The following is an 18183-nucleotide window of genomic DNA, read 5'->3' as shown; positions in this document are numbered from 1 at the left end:
GTCCAGGGGGAAGAACCTTTCTTCAGAAAGGTTTTCCCCCTGGTCGCCGAAGGCCTCTTTCCCCTCTCTCCCCTATTTTCCTTTTTCCGGATCCACGATCCCGGCGCGATCCAAAGCAGCGAGGGCGTGTACCCGGGTGGTATCCACCAACGGCACGTCCACATCATCGGGCCGCAGCAGCAGGGGGATTTCCGTACACCCCATAATCACGCTCTGGGCACCGTTGCGAGCCAACTCGTTGCTGATGCGCACAAATTCATTTCGTGAGGATTCCTTGAAAATCCCCTTGCACAATTCCTGAAAAATGGCGTGGTGCAGGAGCGCCCGATCCTTTTCATCGGGGACCAGGGTTTCCACACCGCCTTGGGCCAACCGCTCCCGGAGAAAGGGTTGCTCCATGGTGGGAATGGTGCCGAGCAAGCCCACGCGGTCCATGCCCTGCCCACGGACATACTCCAGGGTGGCGTCCCCGATGTGCAGCAGGGGCAGTTCCGCGGCCAGGGCTATTTCCTCGGCCACGCGGTGCATGGTGTTGGTGCAGATGACCAGAAAGTCGGCCCCTGCGAGCCGCAATCCACGTCCCAGCCATCCCAGATGCGCGGCAATGGTCGCCCATTCCTCCTGCTCAAGATAGTTGTGCGCCTCTTGAAAATCCACGGACCGCAGCAGGAGCGGGGTGCTGGCGAGTCCTCCCCGTCTGCGGGCTGTTTCCTGGTTGAGAATTCGATAATACTCAGCAGTGGACTCCCAGCTCATGCCCCCCAAAAGCCCCATGATTTTCATTATGGCTCTCCACGGTTGGTTCCTGCCCTAGGCAGTAAAAAGGACCAAAGGAACACACAGCGTTCCGAGTGAACTCTATTTTTGTCTTTTTTTGAGAGGATGCGCAAGAAAATGCCATGTCGCCGCATCAATATTTCGCTCGATCCGGTTCCAACCGGTCAGGAGCGTACAGCAAGCAGCTCCACTGGACGGACAAAATCGCCTTGGAAAGGCTAGAGCACCAGGGCGGACAGTGCCGCGCCCACAAGAACGACCCAGAGGACATCCACCTTGCAACGCAGGGCCGTGAAAGCGGCCAGAGCAACCACCGCCTCCCACGGTCCCCAGGGGACGGCGGCGAGAAAGCGTCCGCCCATGGCGGCCATGAGTCCCACAAGACTGATCAAGCTTCCTCGCAAGGCGCGGCGCGCCCATACGGAACCGGACAGGCGCTCCCCGGCAGCGGTTGCCACGGACAGAAAGAAAAAAGACGGCGCAAAGACAAACACCGTGGCCAGAAACGCCCCCACCAGCCCGGACACGGCGTAGCCCACAAAGGTGGAGGTAATGACGATGGGACCGGGGGTGACCTGCCCCAGGGCGATGCCGTCCATGAGCATGGATTCGCTCATGATGCCCCGGGACGTGACCTCGTGCAGCATGAGCGGCAGGGAGACATATCCGCCCCCAAAGGCGAAGCAGTCGATGCGGGCCATCATGGATGCCAGGTCGAAATGGGGACGGTCCAGGACATACAACGCGCCCAGCCCGGCCACGATGAACAGCAGGGACGCCACGGCCGGGCCAACCCCGATGGGCGCGGCAGGAACGTGGGGACGGGGAGTGGTTCCGCCGCCGTCCTCCTGCCGAAAAAGCAGCACGGCCAGAGCGCAGCAAAGCACCAGCGCCCAAATGGGATTGCCGCCCAGCCCGAGCCAGGCTCCCGTGGCCAGAGCCAGGAGCACATGGATGGGGCGCTCCAGATAGCGGGAGGAAAAATTCCAGGCCGCATCCACCACCAGGGCGGCCACCACGATGTTCAATCCCGCGAATGCGGACTGCACCGCAGCCAGATCACGGGACTGGAAATAGACCACGCTCAGACCGAGCATGAACAGGAACGCGGGCAGCCCGAAGCCCAGGTAGGCCATCAGTGCGCCGAGTCCGCCCCTGGCCCGCAGGCCCACATAGGCGGCCACCTGCATGGCGGTCGCCCCGGGAATCACTTGGCAAACAGCCATGCCCAGCCGAAACTGGGACTCCTGGAGCCAGCCCTTGCGTTCAACGGCCAACCGCCGGATATGCGGCACCATGGCAGGGCCGCCAAATGCGGTACAGCCCAGCCGCAACAAGGCCGCAAACAGTTCCAAGAGTCCGGGGCGAACATTCCGGCAGTCCGTTGCATCAAGGTGTTCTTGCATGGCGCATCTGACTATGGACGTTGCCATTCGTCAACCCATCTCTTTCTAAAGCAAAGACGCTATAGACAAAATTTACTCAATCTTGTATCCTGCTCCCGATAATTCCAGCGCTTGCCCTATTTGCACCACACGCGGCAAACCGCTACTGTTTTTTCTTTGGTGATCAGCCACCTCTCAACCACAGGAGCCTTGATGATCACGAACAAGCCGTTCACCTTTGACCGCGTTGTTCGCCTGGCTCTGGCCGGGGGATTAATTTGGGCGGCCGTCCGTCTGCTGGATCATCTCAGCGGAGCGCTCCTTCCCTTTGCCGTGGCCCTGGTGCTGGCCTATCTGCTTGATCCTGCGGCGAGCATGCTGCAACGCCGATTCAAGGGTCGGCGCGGCCCGGCCGTGGTCCTGACGCTGCTCGGATCCCTGATTCTGGCGGGGTTGGCGCTCTGGTTCGTGTTGCCCGTTGTCACGGCCGAGCTTTCCCACATGGGGCGTGTGGTCGCCAATTTTGCCGGGGATTCGAAACTGGCGCAGGCTGCCGCGCAGCGGCTCCCGCCCGATCTTTGGCAGGCGGCGCGGGAATTGCTCCAACGTGAGGAGGTCCGCCGGTTCCTCACTTCGGACGGACTGCTGGACGTGGGCAAACAAATGGCAGCCTATCTTCTTCCCGGCCTTTGGGATGTGGTTGCCGGGGCGTGGCAAGCTGTGCTGGCCCTGTTCGGGCTGCTGATCATCGCCTTGTACGCCCTGTTCCTGTTGCTGGATTTCGACCGGTTGCGCGGAACCTGGCTGGACATGATCCCCCCTCAATGGCGCGAAAGCGTACGCACCACCGTGGACGAATTCGAAGACGGTATGCGTCGCTATTTCCGGGGGCAAACCCTGGTGGCGGGCCTTGTGGGTATTCTCTTTGCCACGGGCTTTGCGCTCATCGGCCTGCCCCTGGGCGTTTTGCTGGGGCTGTTCATCGGCTTGCTGAACATCGTCCCCTATTTGCAAATTTTAGGCATGGTTCCGGCCTTTGCCATGGCCGTACTCCAGGCGCTGGAGCAGGGTCTTGGCTTTTGGGAGGCGTTTTTGCCTGTGGCCGCGGTGTTCGCCGTGGTGCAGGCGCTGCAGGATCTGGTGCTGATACCGCGCATCATGGGGCGCCAAATGGGACTGTCCCCCTGGGTTATTCTGCTCTCCCTTTCCATCTGGGGCCAGCTCCTGGGCTTTCTTGGTTTGCTCATCGCTCTGCCCATGACGGTTCTTTGCCTGACGTGGTGGCGGCGACTCATGCGGCGGGAATACGATTCGTGAAAATGGGAACGAGCTTGGCAGAGCCTTGATATTTCCTGTATGATGTTGTCCGGATCGTCTCCGGGCAAAGGCAGCTCCACCCGGAAGCATGGCACAGCCAAAGGTAAGGATACATTCGTGTTTGCTTCAATACTTTCGTCTTTGAATCGCATACTCCGTGCTGTGTGGGCCTGCCGCACCAGGGAAAAACGCTGCGGTTCAGCCTCGGCTTTTTTGCCCGGCTTGCTGGTCATGGCCGCGCTGGCAGCCCCTGCCACCGTCCCGGAGTCCGGCCATGCGCATACGGCCCTGGCCGCCAAAACCTACCGGGTTCTGCTGATCAGTTCCTATCACCCCGACTATCCTACATTCTATCAGCAAATCGATGGACTGCGGGAAGCTCTGCCCGACCAGGACGTGCGTCTGGACGTGGAATTCATGGACTCCAAGCGCTTTCCCGACCAGAAAAACCTGGAGACTTTCCACACCCTGTTGCAGCACAAATTGTCCCAACTGCCGCCCTATGACGTGGTGGCCACGGCTGACGACAACGCCCTGCAATTCATGCTTGATTACGGGACCGCTCTCTTTGGCGACACGCCCGTGGTTTTCTTCGGCGTGAACAACGCCCGGCGTGCGCAAACCGCTGCGGACCTTCCCAACATCACAGGGGTACGTGAGGCCGCTTCCATCCTGCCGACGGTACAAACCGCAGCCCGCATGCTCCCGGACCTGGACACGATTTACGTGCTCAGCGACGCCACCAACACCGGGCGTGTGGACATGGACAAAACCCTGGATCTGGCCCCGCAAATCGAATCCCTGGGGCTGACCCTGCAGCCTGTCGATCTGAACAGGCTGACCTGGGATCAGGCCATGGAGCAGCTTTCAACGATCGATCCGGCCACGGGTGCCTTGCTGCTGCTCTCCCCCTACCGGGACACCACCGGCCGTACCCTGGCCTTTGACCAGAGCCTTGACCTGATTCTTGAACACTGCCAAGCACCGGTACTCCACCTTTGGGAGCACGGCATGGGCGACGGCATCCTCGGCGGCAAGCTCGTCCGCCAATTCGAGCAGGGACGGCTTGCCGGAACCATGGTCCTGCGCATCCTGCACGGAGAACGTCCGTCCGATATTCCGGTCCTGCCCGGCGACGAAGCCAATCGCTTCGTATTTGACCAGCGCGAGCTGGACCGCCTGGATATCCCGGTCACCCTGCTGCCGACCGACGCGGAACGGCTGTACCGCTCCCCGTCTCTGACCGACACATACTTCTGGCCTCTGATTATCGGGCTGACCATCATTGTCATTCAAGGCTTGATCATGGGGGCGCTGTTTCAAAGCCGCCGCCGACTGCATACCCAGCAGGCCGCGCTGCAGGAAAACGAGGAGCGGTATCGGGCCGTGTTCGAGCACTCTCCCATGGGGTTGGTGCTTGTCTGCCCGGACGGACGCATCAAGCAATGCAATTCCGAGTTTGCGCGGCTCATGGGCGCTCCCATGGACGCGTTGATCGGCTTTGACGCACTAAACAAGACAACCCACCCGGACGTCCGCAAAGCCTTGAGCCAGGCGCTTGAGGGCAGGCATACCTTTTTTGAAGCGCCCTACACCTCGGCCCTGGGCGGCCGCACGCGGCATTTGCGCATGCTTTTCGAACCCCTGGACCTGCACTCGCCGAGCCGGGTTATCGTCATCGTGGAAGACGTAACCCAGCGCAAACTGGATGAGCGGACCCTTCAGGATTATTGCGCTCTGGTGGAACACTCCCAGGAAATCATGGGCGTGGTGGGTGCGGACCATCGCTACCGCATGGTCAACGCGGCTATGCTCGCCCAGCGTGGGATGGAGCGGCACCAGGTGATGGGCCGCCACATGCGTGAAGTGCTCGGCGAAGATGTCTACCAGCAGGTTCTGCCCCGGTTAGAACGCTGCCTGTCCGGGGAACACCTGCGCTTTGATCTGAATCTGGAATACTCCTACCTGGGCAAACGGGATCTGGAGGCCACATACAGCTATATTCCCGGAGAAAACGGACGCAATCCCCGGGTGGCCGCAGTGTTGCGCGATGTCACGGACGTGCGCCGGACCCATGAGGAACTGATCCGGGCCAAGGACCAGGCGGAATCCGCAAACCAGGCCAAATCCGAATTTCTGGCCAACATGAGCCATGAAATCCGCACTCCGCTCAACGGGGTCATGGGCATGCTCCAACTGCTGGATCTCTCCGAGTTGGATGAACATCAGAGCGAATATGTGCTCGCGGCCAAGCAGTCCTGCATGCGGCTCACCAACCTGCTTACGGACATTCTGGACGTGAGCAAGATCGAGGCCGGACGCCTGCCCATCCGCTCCGAGGTGTTCCCTTTGCAGGAGGCCTTGGAGGACGTTCGTGTTCTCTTTGAGGACCGGGCCACGAACAAAGGGTTGTATCTGGATTTCCAACAACAACCGAACCTGCCCGATCTGCTGGTGGGCGACTCCACCCGGTTGCGGCAGGTGTTGTTCAACCTGGTGGGCAACGCGGTTAAATTCACCCGCAAGGGCGGCGTGCGCCTCACCGTCAGCCTGCAAAGCGAATCCCCCGAGGGCGTTCGCCTGCTCTTCTGCGTGACCGACACGGGCATCGGAATTGCCGATGAACAGATCGACCATGTCTTCCAGGTCTTCACCCAGGTGGACGGCACGTACCGCCGCTCCTACCAGGGTGCCGGGCTGGGGCTGCCCATCGTCAAGCGCATCGTCACCCTCATGGACGGCAACCTGGCCGTGGAAAGCGAGCCAGGCAAAGGGTCGGCCTTTTATTGCAGCCTGCCCTTCGCCCTGCCCGAAGCGGACCGCCGCTGCCCGGAGCAACATGAAACCGCCCCCTCCTGCGAGCACTGCCAGGGCGGACGCGCCCTGGTGGCGGAGGACGATGAGATCAACCGATTCGTGCTCCGTCGGCTGCTCTCCAAACTCGGCATGGAGGTGCTGGACGCCGAGGACGGGGACGAGGCCTTGGAACTGCTGCGCAAACAAGCCTGTGACATCGTGATCCTGGACATTCAAATGCCGCGCATGAGCGGGGAGGAAGTGCTCCATACCCTGCGGAACGATCCGGCCTTCGGCCACCTGTCCGAAATTCCCGTGCTGGCGGTGACGGCCCATGCCATGCCCGGGGACAAGGAACGCTTCCTGGAGGCCGGAGCCACGCGCTACCTTGCCAAACCTTTGGACAACACCACCCTGATCAAGACCGTACAGGACGTGCTGCGCCCTGCCCGGCAGCGGCAATAAACGACCGAATCAGACCCATAAAAAAAGCGGAGCAACTGGCAAGCTGTTCCGCTTTTTTTGTTCTCTTGTTTTTCCCGGTATTCCTGCCGGAGCGTGCAGCCCCCGGGCCAGCGCGCTACAACACGGCGTTGAAGAGCCAGCCCACCAGCAGGATGCCGCCCCCCACCACGGACACGAACACGGCCAGCAACCGGCCCGTAAGAACCCGGCGAAGGATCAGCATTTCCGGCAGCGACAAGGCAATCACGCTCATCATAAAGGCCAGCGCCGTCCCCAGGGCCGCCCCCTTGCCAATGAGCGCCTCCAGCACGGGAATCACTCCCGCGGCATTGGTATACATGGGAATGCCCATGACCACGGCCGCCGGCACCGACCACCACGCGGAGCGCCCCATCAACCCGGCCATGAAATCTTCGGGAACATACCCGTGGATCACCGCGCCCACACCAATGCCCAGGACCACGTACAGCCAGACCCGGCCCACGATTTCCCGCACGGCACCAATACCTGCGTCGATGCGTTCGGACCAATCGGGCCGACGTTGCGCGCCGGGACCGCCATTCATGGCCAGTTGCTTGCGCACCCAGGGCTGCAACCAGCCCTCCAGCCGCAACCGCCCGATGACAAATCCCGCGATCACAGCCAAAACCAATCCGGTTCCGGCGTAGAGCAGGGCCACCCGCCACCCGAACATGCCCAGGAGCATGGCCAGGGCCACTTCATTGACCATGGGCGCGCTGATCAAGAAGGAAAAGGTCACGCCCAGCGGCACCCCGGCCGTGACAAAGCCCACGAACAACGGCACCGCGGAACAGGAACAAAACGGCGTAAGTACGCCCAGGCCGGCGGCCAGCACATTGCCCACCACCTCGGTACGCCCCGCCAACACACGGCGCGTGGCCTCGGGCGTAAAGAACGTCCGCAGCACGCCCACGCCGTATACGATGAGCACCAACAACAAAAAAACTTTGGGCGTATCGTAGACAAAAAACCGCACGGACTCGCCCAGCGGAGTGCTCGTCTGCAAGCCGAGCACCCGGGTGGTGAACCAGCGGGCAAAAGGCTCCAGATACATGTAAACCGGAACCCACAGCCCCAAGCCCAACACCAGAAAAAGCAATCGGCCGCGCAATCCCAAGCGGTCCGCGCCGGGTTGCCTCGGCGCGGACCCGGCGTCCATACAAGCGCACCCCCCGGTTTCGGGTTTGGGGGACGGGTTGCCCGTCTCCCGCGCCTGCCGGTTCAAATCATCCATCAAGTCCTGCATGGTCGCCTCCCCTCTCGGAATCCGGTGACAATTGCAACTCCAGGCATTGCAGAAAACCGATCACACACGGCAATCGAAGCCGATAGTACATCCAGGTTCCGCGCTTTTCGCCTTCCACGATACCGGCACTGCGCAACACGCCCAGATGCCGTGACACCGTGGACATATCCAGCCCCACGACATCGCGTAACGCGCAGACGCATTGTTCTCCCCCGCCCAGCGCACGCACCATGCGTAAACGGGCCGGATGCCCCAGCGCCTTGAAAGCCGCTGCCTGCCGCTCCATTGTTGTCCTCCGGTTCGTCAATGTTTTCTCTGCTGCAACTGTTTTGCTGCCGCAGCCTTATTTGCATATTTTGCCAAATAGACAAATTGGCACGTCTTGGCAATGGTTTTTTTGACAACTTAATTTTCATCTTGACAACCTGCTTGTCATTTGAAACAACCAGCATGTCGAGCCGGACCTTCATGGACCGGAAGCGCAATCACCACACAACAAGGAGAATCGCCATGCAGGACGAGACCATACAAAACGGTCTGAACCGGAATTCCGATTTTGCTGCCAGGAAAACGCCCAAATCTCCCGGAATAAAAATCATGCCGCCCACGGTCTTTTATTGTTGTCTGCTCCTGGGAATCGGTCTGGAGTGGCTGCTTCCCACGTCCTTTTCCATGACGGCGGCCTGGCGCCTTGGCCTGGGCGTTGCCCTGGGGGGAGCCGGCTTCACATTCATGATGTACGGCCACGAACGATTCAAACGGCTCGGCACCAATGTCCGCACCAACCTTCCGGCCAAGCGCCTTGTGCGCGGCGGCGCGTACCGGTACAGTCGCAATCCCATGTATGTGGGCGGTTCCGCATTGTATCTGGGGCTGGCCCTCTGCGCGAACAGCCTTTGGATGGCGGCAAGCTGGCTGCCGTTGGGCGGCTTTCTTGCGCTGTACGTGGTGCCGAAGGAAGAAACCTACATGCTGGCGCGTTTCGGGGAAGCCTATGCGGCCTATTGTGACGCTGTGCGAAGGTGGTTGTAGCGGTGACGGAAGGACGGGTACCCATGGATGGAATTGATCGGGAACGGGGCAAAGAACTGCACGATTTGTTTCGGGAAGTTTTCCTTCTCCGCGACGTGTTGGAGCAGGTCATGGAGCAGACGCATGTCCAGGCTGGATTGAGCACGCCCAAGGCGCGGATACTTCGCACTCTAGCCGAGGAAGGACCGGCCACCGTACCGGACCTGGCGCGGGCTCTGAATGTTTCCCGACAGTTCGTTCTCAAAACATGCAACGAACTTTGCACAGATCAGTACATTGAATTTATGGATAATCCCCGTCATAAAACTTCTAAGCTGGCATCTTGTACGCAGCAGGGAATCGCGGCTCGTAACGCCTTTCGCGCCCAGGAAAACAGCCTCATTGCCCGGGCGCTGCCCCATGCGGATCGTGACGAAATCCGAGCCGCCACCCGCCTGCTTCACATTCTGACCACACAGATTCGGAACCGGTCCCCTGCCGGGGATTGAGCCGTTTGCCGAAGTCAGGGCCGGGTCAACGCTTGCTACCTGTGGAAAACAGTTCGAGGCTCCGTGCGGAGCCTCGAACATTCGTCGATGAGGAATGAAGGGGGATGGTTTGGCGGCGGTTTAGCCTGCCTGAATTTCGATCTTTTTCGGGAGCGCCTTTTCCGCCTTGGGCAGATGCAGCGAGAGCACTCCATTGGTCAGATTTGCTTTGATTCCTTCCTTGTCCACCAGGTCGGAGACGGAAATCACCCTGGAGTATTCCACAGGGCCGAATTCCACATCCGCATACCGTTCTTCCTGCGAACCGATCTCCGCGGTTTTGGCGCTCACGGCCAGCTCATTGTCCTGGAGATCCAATACCAAATCTTCCCGGCGTACGCCCGGAATATCCATGAACACATGATACCCGTCCTCGCGTTCCAGGATGTCCGTGGCCGGACGGATCTTTTGCAACGGTTTTTCCTCTCTGGCTTTCACTTCGTTCTGCATATCGCACCTCCCGAGATGGACGACGGCTGTACCGGGCCGGGAGACTTTTCTGCCCGCCGCGCTCCGGCACCGTCGAAAACTAGGGGTTCTGGGAATGGACTCAGGACGCTTCAATGCTGATGCGGCGCGGACGCGCCTCTTCCGCACGTGGCAGCGTTACGGTGAGCACGCCGTCCCTGAGGGTGGCCTTGATCTTCTCGCGGTCCACCGGGACATTGAGCCGCACCACGCGCTGAAAAGTACCCACGGGCCGCTCCTGCCGATAGAACTTGCCTTCCTCGGCCCGGCGCTCTCCCTTGATCACCAGACTCTTGTCCGTAAGGGTCAGCTCCAGGTCGTCCATGCTCATGCCCGGAACCTGGCAGCGCACATGCAATGCCTGCTCATCCTCGCTGATGTTCAGGGGCGGATAGGCCATGCGCCGGTACTCCGGGGCCGTGCTTTTGATCAGGTCGTCGAACAGCCGGTCCCAACGACCGGAATACGGGTATAACGTATTGAAGTCCAACATCATGTCAAACCTCCTTTGTTGCGGTTGCCTGGGATACAAAGTAGACACGCCCGACAAGTTGTCAACAGGGGGTGTGTAAAAAAAATCGCCTCCCCAAAGGAAGGCGATGTAGCAGGACCGGAAGCGTGTTCCCAATCCGCAATCGGCTCAGTCCGCAGCGTGTCGCTTGCGAAGCGCCGCCTACAAAACGTCAGCTCTCCCGGCTGCCTTCCCACTGCTCATCCGGAATACGCTCCTCCACGAGCATGACCGGGATATCCTCCCGCACGGGATACACGCCCATACATTCAGGGCAGCGCAGACCGTCCTGCTTCGGGCAGGGGGTCAACGGTCCCTTGCATTCCGGACAGACCAGCAACTCCAACAATTCCTGATTCAAACTCATGACGGCTCCTCGGATTGATCATCATCCTTCGTATGCACGGCCTCTGGTGATTCGGTGTCCACGGGATCGTCTGTTCCCTCGTGGTCCGTTTTTCTGAGGCACTCGATATAGCTCTCCAAAAGATCCTGGGCCTTGGGGCTTTCCACGGGCCGGGAAAACATAAAGCCCTGCACATCGTCGCACTGCATGTTCCGGAGCATCTGGAACTGATCCTGTTCCTCCACGCCCTCGGCCACCACGCGAAGCCCCAGATTGCGGGCCAGGGAAATAATCGTGCTCACGATCTTGCGGCTTTCTTCCTCATTCTGATCACCGCTGATAAAGGATCGGTCGATCTTCAAATAGTCCACCGGGAATCGCTGCAAATAGGAAAGCGAGGAATATCCCGTGCCGAAATCGTCGATCATGAGCTTGATTCCCAGCTCTTTGAGCCGCCGCAGCTTGGCCGCTGCCGCGTCCGCCTCGCGCATGAGCACGCTCTCCGTAATCTCCAGCTTGAGGAAACAGGGCGAAAGCCCCTCGCGCTCCAATGTCTCACGAATGAATTCCACCAGGTCGGGCTGGGAAAACTGCCGGGCAGAAATATTCACGCTCATGCTCACATCGTCGCCGCAGGTGGCTCCGCTCCGCCAGGAGGCCATCTGACGGCAGGCCTCCCGGATCACCCATCGGCCCAGGGGAATGATCAGCCCGGTTTCCTCGGCCAGGGGGATGAACTCCTGCGGCCCGAGCAGCCCCCGCTCGGGATGCTCCCAGCGGGCCAGCGCCTCGAATCCCTGCAACGCCCCGTCGGTTGCCGAATAGATGGGCTGGTAGTGCAGCACGAAACGCCCGTCGTCAAGATCACGACGCATTTCCGCTTCCAACCGGCCGAGCCGGGCGGCCTGGGCATGCATGCGCCGGTTGAACACCAGCCGGGGACGGTTGCGCTCCTTGGCCTGATACATGGCAATATCCGCATCGCGCAGAATATCCTCGGCCCGTTCGTACCCCCTGGTATCCAACACAATGCCGATGCTGGCGCCGGTATGCATTTCCTGGCCGTCCAGCACCACCGGTTCATCAAGCAGCTTGGTGATCCGATCCGTCACCTGGATCACTTCCCGGGGGCTGTCGAACTCCTCCAGCAGCACCGCGAATTCGTCCCCGCCCAGGCGGGCCACGGTGTCCACGGTGCGGATGCAGGAAAGCAGGCGCAGGCCCGTACTCACCAGCAGCTGGTCCCCGGCTTGGTGACCATGGGTGTCGTTGATGCGCTTGAAGCGGTTCAGGTCGATCATCAGTGCCGCGAAGTGATAATCCTCACGACGTTTGCGGCGCTCCAGGGCATGCGCGAGGCGTTCCATATACAGGGACCGGTTGGGCAAGGCGGTCAGGGCGTCATGGAAGGCCTGATGCGCCAATTGCCGCTCAAAGCTCTTTCGTTCGGTAATGTCCTGATAAATGTAATAGGCTCCGGCCGGTTCGCCGTCGCGCAAAAAGGGATACCCCACCACGGAAACCGGGACATCCTTGCCCGAGGCGTGGCGGCGCGTGGTTTCCTTGTGTACGCTGCGGCCGCGAAAAATGCTGTCCTGAAACGCCTTGCTTTCGTTATATAATTTTTCCGGCACCAGGAGCAGCCGCGCCCGCCCCCCGCGCAATGCCTCGATTTCGTGTCCGAACATCTCGGTAAAGCCTGGATTGGCGTCCAGAATCAGCCCGTCCTCGTCCACCAGCAAAATGCCCAAGGGCGAGCGCTCAAACAACTGCTGGAAATGGGCGCGCTGGCTCGCCGCCTCCAACTCGGCCATGCGCCGCTGCGTCACATCCATGGCCGAACCTTCGTACCGGAGCGGACTGCCCGCCTCGTCGCGCACCACGCGCGCGCTGAGCGACAACCAGACCACGTTGCCGTCCGATTGCCGGACCATGGCCTCAAACCCGGAAACCCTGTCCCGCTCTTCCAGCGCATCCAAAAATGCGTCCCGCACCTCGGGAACCGTGAAAAAACCTTGGTCCACGCTCGGCACATGCCGCAACATGTCCTCGGCATCCCGACGTCCCACCATGGATGCCATGGCCGGGTTCACGGTCAGAAACCGGCCCTCGGGCGACAGCTGGAACAGTCCTTCCACCGCGTTTTCAAAAATACCGCGATAGCGCTCCTCGGCGCGGCGGGTTTCCTCTTCGGCTTCCAACCGATCCGTGATGTCCTCGAACATCTCAATAACGGACCCGATTTCCCCGGAGATATCCCGCACCGGACTGGCAATGACCCGAAAGCGACGCTCCCGGCCCTGGACGCGCAATGTTCCGACCCGCTCATGATTTTCCCCGTCCTGAAACGTCTCACGGACCACGCAGGTTTCGCACATGGCACCGCTCAGGGGCTTTCCCGTGCCGCAGGGCGGGTACCCCTCCGCTTCCAGCATGGGGAACCATTGCAGCATCTGCCGGTTCACTGCCTTGACGTTCAGGGAGGAGTCCAGCAGGGCCACGCCCGTGGTGATGTTGTCCACCAGACTGCGGTAGAGTCGTTCCTGCTCACCCAGAGCGCGCAGCAACGACTCCCGCTGTTTCGCGTCGCGCCGTTCGCGGCGTTGCACCCGGCGGGCCTGGAGCGCAATGTATCCGGTGAACCCCAACCCAACGGTGAGAATAACCAGCGTCACATAGAGTAGTCCCCGGTGGTGGGCCGCAATCTGGGCCTGAATGTCGTCCAGGTAAACGCCCGTACCCACGATCCAGCCCCAGGGGGCGTACGCTTTGACGTAGGAAACCTTGTCCACCACCCGCTCGGATTCGTTGTTCCATTGCCAGCGATACGCCACGAATCCCTGGCCCTGCTCCCGGGCCACATCCGCAAAGCGCTGAAAAAGACGGGTGCCCTGGTCGTCGCTGAACTCGGAAAGATCCTGTCCCTCCAGTTCCGCACGGTAGGGGTGCATGACCAGCCGGGCGTTCATGTCGCTGATCCAAAAATAGTGTTCGTCGTTGGGTCCGTAGCGCATGCTGCGGATTTGGCGGCGGGCGGCCTCGCGCGCCTCTGTGGGGCTGAGGCGCCCGGTCTGTTCCAGACGGCCGTAGGAAACGAGCACGGCGTGAGCGGCCTGGGTCAGCTTTCGGCAGGCCTCCCGGCTTTGTTCCACATGGCTTTCTTCCAGCGCGGGCAAAAAGAACAAATGCATGGCACCGAAGAACAACCCCACTGTCAGCAGCATGGGCAAAATCAGGCGCCAGTGTCGGGTCACGGGCCGGGAGGTGGAATCGTACGGTTGCTTCATGGTCTGTCCGTTGCCAGCATTGCTTTGCCGACTGTATCAAATTAGCCGAGCGCTCGTCCGAGGGCAAGCGGAATATTTCAGCATTTCTCCCTTTTTTGGGTTCTGGTTTCCGCCATGGCGCATCTTTTCATGCCGTGCCATGCCCTGTTCGGCATCATTTTGGGTTTGTCACCCGCTCCACAGACATCGGCCCAAGCCCCGGCATGCATACCCGGACGCGCTTAGAAACTTACCGAAAACTTTTCGATTTACACTTCTAAAATTCCTTTTTTTCAGCGCGTTAAATTCATCATGGCAGTGCTTGCCGCCCAAACCGGGATTGACCGTTATACAAAAAAAACATACCCTGAGCTTGCATACTCCAGGCACTGGGTACGGGGCCACGGAGGAAAGGAGCCTGCGCATGGACGGATACAAACGATGGATCGTTCTTGGATGCCTGCTTGTCGTTGCCGGCTACTTTCTGCCCTGGCTTCCCGCCACGACCGGCCCTGCCACCGGATTTGACTACCTCGCCACCTCCCTCACCATCCTGCAAACCCTGTCCACGGACATCAGCGTTGACAACCTGCCGCTGGCCCTGGCCGCAGCCTTGATCCTCCTGCCAGGACTGGGCGCGGTACTCTCGTTTCTCTATTGCATGATCAAGCCGCTGAACCGGAACGGCGGCATCGGCACCCTGCTCTTTCTCCTGCCCGCGCTGAGTCTGGCCGCTGCGCACGGGCTGGCCTTTACCGGTCTGCAACTTCCCGGATTCGAGACCGTTACCCGCCTGTTCAACACCTTGCCCTCCATCTATCAACATCTCACGGAAGCAACGGGCATCGCGTGCATTGTTCTCGGCGCGGCGCTCATGTTCCTGGCCCGCCTGGCCCGCGGCCCCGCCAAACGCTCCGCCCTGCGCTGAAGGCCTTCGGTCCTTGCCCTTGCCCCCGGGCATGTTGTATTCCAATCTCCGGAACACTGGGATCGGCTCTTTTCATCCGCCTCTCGGAAGAAAGGCACTCCCTGATCCTTACCTTCCTCCAACCCATTGCCAAGGATCCTTCATGACCATTGACCTGCACACCCATACCACGGCCTCCGACGGAACCCTCACCCCCCGTGAGCTGGTGGCCCTGGCCAAAAAAACCAAGCTCACGGCCGTGGCCGTCACCGACCACGACACCCTGGACGGCCTGCAGGAAGCATTGGACGCCGGGAAAGAGCTGGATCAGCAAGTTATTCCCGGATGCGAACTCTCCGTGGGCGAAGGCAAACAGTCCATGCACATCGTGGGACTCTGGCTCAAGCCGGAATCTCCCAACCTGCGTGAATCCCTTAATTTCGTCATCCAGGAGCGGGGCAACCGGAACCATAAGATCATCGCCAAACTCAATGCACTCGGCCTGGACATCACCTACGACGAGGTCAAGGCGCTGGCCGGTGGAACCGTCGGCCGCCCGCACATGGCCCAAGCCCTGGTAGCCAAAAAAGCCGTTCCCACCGTGACCGAAGCTTTTGCCAAATACCTCGGCAACGACGGCGCCGCATACGTGCCGCGCACCCGGCTGACTCCGGCCAAAGCGCTGGAACTGCTCCGCGCCGAAGGAGCCACCCCCATCCTCGCCCATCCGTATCTGCTGGGGCTGCCCCTCAGCGCCCTGGAAACCCGCCTGCGGGAACTCATGGACCTGGGGCTTGAAGGAATGGAAGTCTACTACACCGAACACCCCAACGACATCCGCCGGGCTTACCGAGGACTTGCCGACAAACTCGGACTGCTCGTCAGCGGCGGTTCCGACTTCCACGGCTCCGTGAAACCGGGCATCCACCTGGGACGCGGCAAAGGGGATTTGTACGTGGACGACGAACTGCTCGACACAATGAAAAAACATCGCCGGGAGCGGGGACTATGGACCTGAATACCGCCCGGGAGCCGGAACTGCTGGTTCCCGCCGGCAACATGGAAAAACTCGAAACCGCCGTGCTGTACGGCGCCGATGCCGTCTACCTCGGGGGCAACGCCCTGAACCTGCGCACCGGAGCGGGCTTTGACGACTCCAACCTGGAAAAGGCCTTTACCTATGCCAGAAACCACGGCGTAAAAGCCTATTATCTGCTCAACGCCTACCCCAGGGAACCGCAACTCCGCCACGTGGAAACGCAACTGGACATGCTCCAAAAACTGCATGCCCTGGGACGCGGACCCGACGGCGTCATCGCGGCTGATCCCGGCGTGATCCGCCGGTTGCGCAAACGCCTGCCCGAACTCCCCTTGCACGTCAGCACCCAGGCCAACACCATGAACAGCGAGGCAGCCTTGTTCTGGCGCGACCAAGGCGCACGCCGCGTCAACCTGGCCCGCGAGATGCGCTCCGAAGAGCTGAAGGAATTGCTTGCCGTCTGCCGCCGACTGGACCCGCCTCTGGAGGTGGAAATCTTTATCCATGGCGCCCAATGCATGGCCCTCTCCGGCAGATGCTACATGTCCGCCTACCTCAACGACCGACCAGGCAATTCCGGGCAGTGTTCCCACCCCTGCCGCTACGACTACCGCGTCACCGGTTTGCGCGTGGAAGAGGAAACCCGCAAGGGCCGGCCCATGTGGGAGCTGGAAGAACGGGACGACGGCGTCGGGGAGCAGTTCACGCAATTTTTCGCCGCGGAAGACCTTTGCCTGCTGCATTACCTGGACTGGATGCGGCGCATGGGCGTCTGCGCACTGAAAATCGAAGGACGAAACAAAAGCTCCGCCTATCTCGCACAGGTCACGGATGCCTATGCCTCGGCCCTGCGCCACCTGCGCGAAGGCCAGTCCCGCTTTCACCCCGAGACCTACCTTGCCGAACTGGTCAATACGGCGTCGCGCCCCCTTTCGCGAGGGTTTTTCGACGAAAGCGAACACGCAGCCCTGGCACAGCCGCCTGCCGCCGAGTATGCCCGGCCTGTTTTGGCCCGCATTGAGGCTGATCTCGGAAACGGACGCTGGCGCGTGGAAGTAAAACACCGCTGGGACGTGCTCGGCTTTGCCGTGGAAATGCTCGTCCCCGGGCTGGAACGCCCCGGCCTGGCCGTGGAGGAATTCGGCCTGGAAAACGAACAGGGCGAAGCGCTCTCCGTGGTGCACCCCGGTCAAAAGGCTCTGCTGCACTGCGACCGGCCCGAACTGCGCAAAGGCATGTTTTTCCGCAAAGCCTGGACATTTGATCTCTAGCAGGAATCCGACTTTCTTTTTTTCGAGGGCATCCAAAAACAGCCCGCCAACGCAAGGAGAAACCGCTCATGACTCGCAACAATACCCCCGCAACCCACCGGCTCCAACCATGGACAGCCCTTGTGCCGGTCCTGTTGCTTCTGCTGCTTCCCCTTTCCGCCGCCGCCACCCAGCAAAACAGCATCCCACTGCAAACCGGACAGTCCGACTTTTTCGAACAGGCTACAAAAGACGGCGTTCCCGCTGATTTCCTCGCTGCACGCAGCGTGACAGCACGCATGGTCCAGTATAAACGCCCCCTCGTGGACATGCTCTCCGAACTACAGGGCCAAATCGCCTACAAACCCCTGACAAACGGACACGCGCTCCTGCAACGCATCTACGACCCGGAACAAGGTCAAATGCAGGATGTGGAATATCGCTTCGTGCACCACCCGGAAAACAAAGAAGCCGAACTTACCGATGTCCTGCTCAACGGACAGATTCTGGATAATTTCGACTTTTACCATTTTGCGGATGAACTGGGCCGCCCCAAACGGCCGTAGCCCGGGAAGAAAAAGGCATGCCTCCGGCGGCCAGGAGGCCCGCGGCCCCCTGGACCCCCATTTACCGGTCTCGCGCTGCGCGCGGCCGGGGGCGTGGGGTGGGATGGAGTCCGGGGAGTGGCAAGGCGGAGCAGCGCGGCGGCGCGATCTCATGTTGCCGCGATTTCCGGGATGGCTCCGCCCTCCCGAAACTCGCGGCAACGGTGCGCCCCCAAAAGCAAAGGAACGGCTTCGGCCGTTCCTTTGCTTTTGGGGAGGGGGAAA

The 18183-nt window shown here is 60.7% G+C and carries 16 protein-coding genes; 8 read left to right on the top strand and 8 right to left on the bottom strand.

Annotated features, from left to right (window positions below):
- Positions 1–72 precede the first annotated feature (72 nt).
- On the bottom strand, positions 73–783 hold the full coding sequence (locus B5D49_RS13930; RefSeq protein WP_078718331.1) for an aspartate/glutamate racemase family protein: 711 nt from the start codon (positions 781–783) through the stop codon (positions 73–75).
- A gap of 212 nt (positions 784–995) precedes the next feature.
- Entirely contained in the window at positions 996–2183 is a 1188-nt protein-coding gene (chrA, locus tag B5D49_RS13925; RefSeq protein ID WP_078718330.1) for a chromate efflux transporter, read from the bottom strand.
- Between the two features lie 192 nt (positions 2184–2375).
- On the opposite strand from chrA, the gene B5D49_RS13920 reads away from it, so the two are divergent.
- Positions 2376–3479, top strand: coding sequence for an AI-2E family transporter (locus B5D49_RS13920; RefSeq protein ID WP_078718329.1), 1104 nt, complete (start codon positions 2376–2378; stop codon positions 3477–3479).
- A 117-nt stretch (positions 3480–3596) separates the two neighbouring features.
- Positions 3597–6740 carry an ATP-binding protein gene (locus B5D49_RS13915; protein ID WP_159447251.1) on the top strand — a complete coding sequence of 1048 codons (3144 nt, stop codon included), beginning with the start codon at positions 3597–3599 and terminating at the stop codon, positions 6738–6740.
- A 115-nt stretch (positions 6741–6855) separates the two neighbouring features.
- On the opposite strand, the gene B5D49_RS13910 is transcribed toward B5D49_RS13915, so the two are convergent.
- Both B5D49_RS13910 and B5D49_RS13905 read right to left on the bottom strand, forming a co-directional pair.
- Positions 6856–7920: a permease gene (locus tag B5D49_RS13910; RefSeq protein ID WP_078718332.1), complete on the bottom strand. Its 1065-nt coding sequence runs from the start codon at positions 7918–7920 to the stop codon at positions 6856–6858.
- Between the two features lie 67 nt (positions 7921–7987).
- Positions 7988–8293, bottom strand: a complete 306-nt coding sequence (locus B5D49_RS13905; protein WP_078718327.1) for an ArsR/SmtB family transcription factor — start codon at positions 8291–8293, stop codon at positions 7988–7990.
- Positions 8294–8517: 224 nt separating this feature from the next.
- Between B5D49_RS13905 and B5D49_RS13900 the strand changes: the two genes are divergently transcribed.
- Both B5D49_RS13900 and B5D49_RS13895 read left to right on the top strand, forming a co-directional pair.
- Positions 8518–9039 (top strand): methyltransferase family protein, encoded by a 522-nt coding sequence (locus tag B5D49_RS13900; protein ID WP_159447250.1) that lies wholly within the window; start codon positions 8518–8520, stop codon positions 9037–9039.
- A gap of 23 nt (positions 9040–9062) precedes the next feature.
- Positions 9063–9527: a MarR family winged helix-turn-helix transcriptional regulator gene (locus tag B5D49_RS13895; protein ID WP_144019518.1), complete on the top strand. Its 465-nt coding sequence runs from the start codon at positions 9063–9065 to the stop codon at positions 9525–9527.
- A gap of 120 nt (positions 9528–9647) precedes the next feature.
- On the opposite strand, the gene B5D49_RS13890 is transcribed toward B5D49_RS13895, so the two are convergent.
- The 4 genes from B5D49_RS13890 to B5D49_RS13875 all read right to left on the bottom strand — a co-directional run bounded on the left by B5D49_RS13890 (position 9648) and on the right by B5D49_RS13875 (position 14178).
- Positions 9648–10016 carry an Hsp20/alpha crystallin family protein gene (locus tag B5D49_RS13890; protein ID WP_078718324.1) on the bottom strand — a complete coding sequence of 123 codons (369 nt, stop codon included), beginning with the start codon at positions 10014–10016 and terminating at the stop codon, positions 9648–9650.
- Between the two features lie 100 nt (positions 10017–10116).
- A complete protein-coding gene (locus B5D49_RS13885) occupies positions 10117–10530 on the bottom strand; it encodes an Hsp20/alpha crystallin family protein (RefSeq protein WP_078718323.1) in 414 nt (137 codons plus the stop codon).
- 187 nt (positions 10531–10717) lie between these two features.
- Positions 10718–10912 carry a Trm112 family protein gene (locus B5D49_RS13880; protein ID WP_078718322.1) on the bottom strand — a complete coding sequence of 65 codons (195 nt, stop codon included), beginning with the start codon at positions 10910–10912 and terminating at the stop codon, positions 10718–10720.
- The gene (locus B5D49_RS13875) at positions 10909–14178 is read right to left on the bottom strand and encodes an EAL domain-containing protein (protein WP_078718321.1); all 3270 of its coding nucleotides are present in this window, start codon (positions 14176–14178) and stop codon (positions 10909–10911) included. Before B5D49_RS13875 ends, B5D49_RS13880 begins: the two co-directional genes overlap by 4 nt.
- A gap of 403 nt (positions 14179–14581) precedes the next feature.
- On the opposite strand from B5D49_RS13875, the gene B5D49_RS13870 reads away from it, so the two are divergent.
- From B5D49_RS13870 to B5D49_RS13855, 4 genes are all read left to right on the top strand, one after another.
- Positions 14582–15085, top strand: coding sequence for a hypothetical protein (locus tag B5D49_RS13870; RefSeq protein WP_078718320.1), 504 nt, complete (start codon positions 14582–14584; stop codon positions 15083–15085).
- 142 nt (positions 15086–15227) lie between these two features.
- On the top strand, positions 15228–16082 hold the full coding sequence (locus tag B5D49_RS13865; RefSeq protein WP_078718319.1) for a PHP domain-containing protein: 855 nt from the start codon (positions 15228–15230) through the stop codon (positions 16080–16082).
- Positions 16073–17374 (top strand): peptidase U32 family protein, encoded by a 1302-nt coding sequence (locus tag B5D49_RS13860; protein WP_078718318.1) that lies wholly within the window; start codon positions 16073–16075, stop codon positions 17372–17374. The genes B5D49_RS13865 and B5D49_RS13860 overlap by 10 nt, the downstream gene beginning before the upstream one ends.
- A 68-nt stretch (positions 17375–17442) precedes the next feature.
- The gene (locus B5D49_RS13855; protein WP_078718317.1) at positions 17443–17919 is read left to right on the top strand and encodes a hypothetical protein; all 477 of its coding nucleotides are present in this window, start codon (positions 17443–17445) and stop codon (positions 17917–17919) included.
- The last annotated feature ends 264 nt before the right edge of the window (positions 17920–18183 follow it).

This window comes from Paucidesulfovibrio gracilis DSM 16080, from assembly GCF_900167125.1.
Classification (GTDB): domain Bacteria; phylum Desulfobacterota; class Desulfovibrionia; order Desulfovibrionales; family Desulfovibrionaceae; genus Paucidesulfovibrio; species Paucidesulfovibrio gracilis.
Note: the sequence above shows the minus strand (reverse complement) of the source record. Positions and strands in the feature narration are given on the sequence as shown.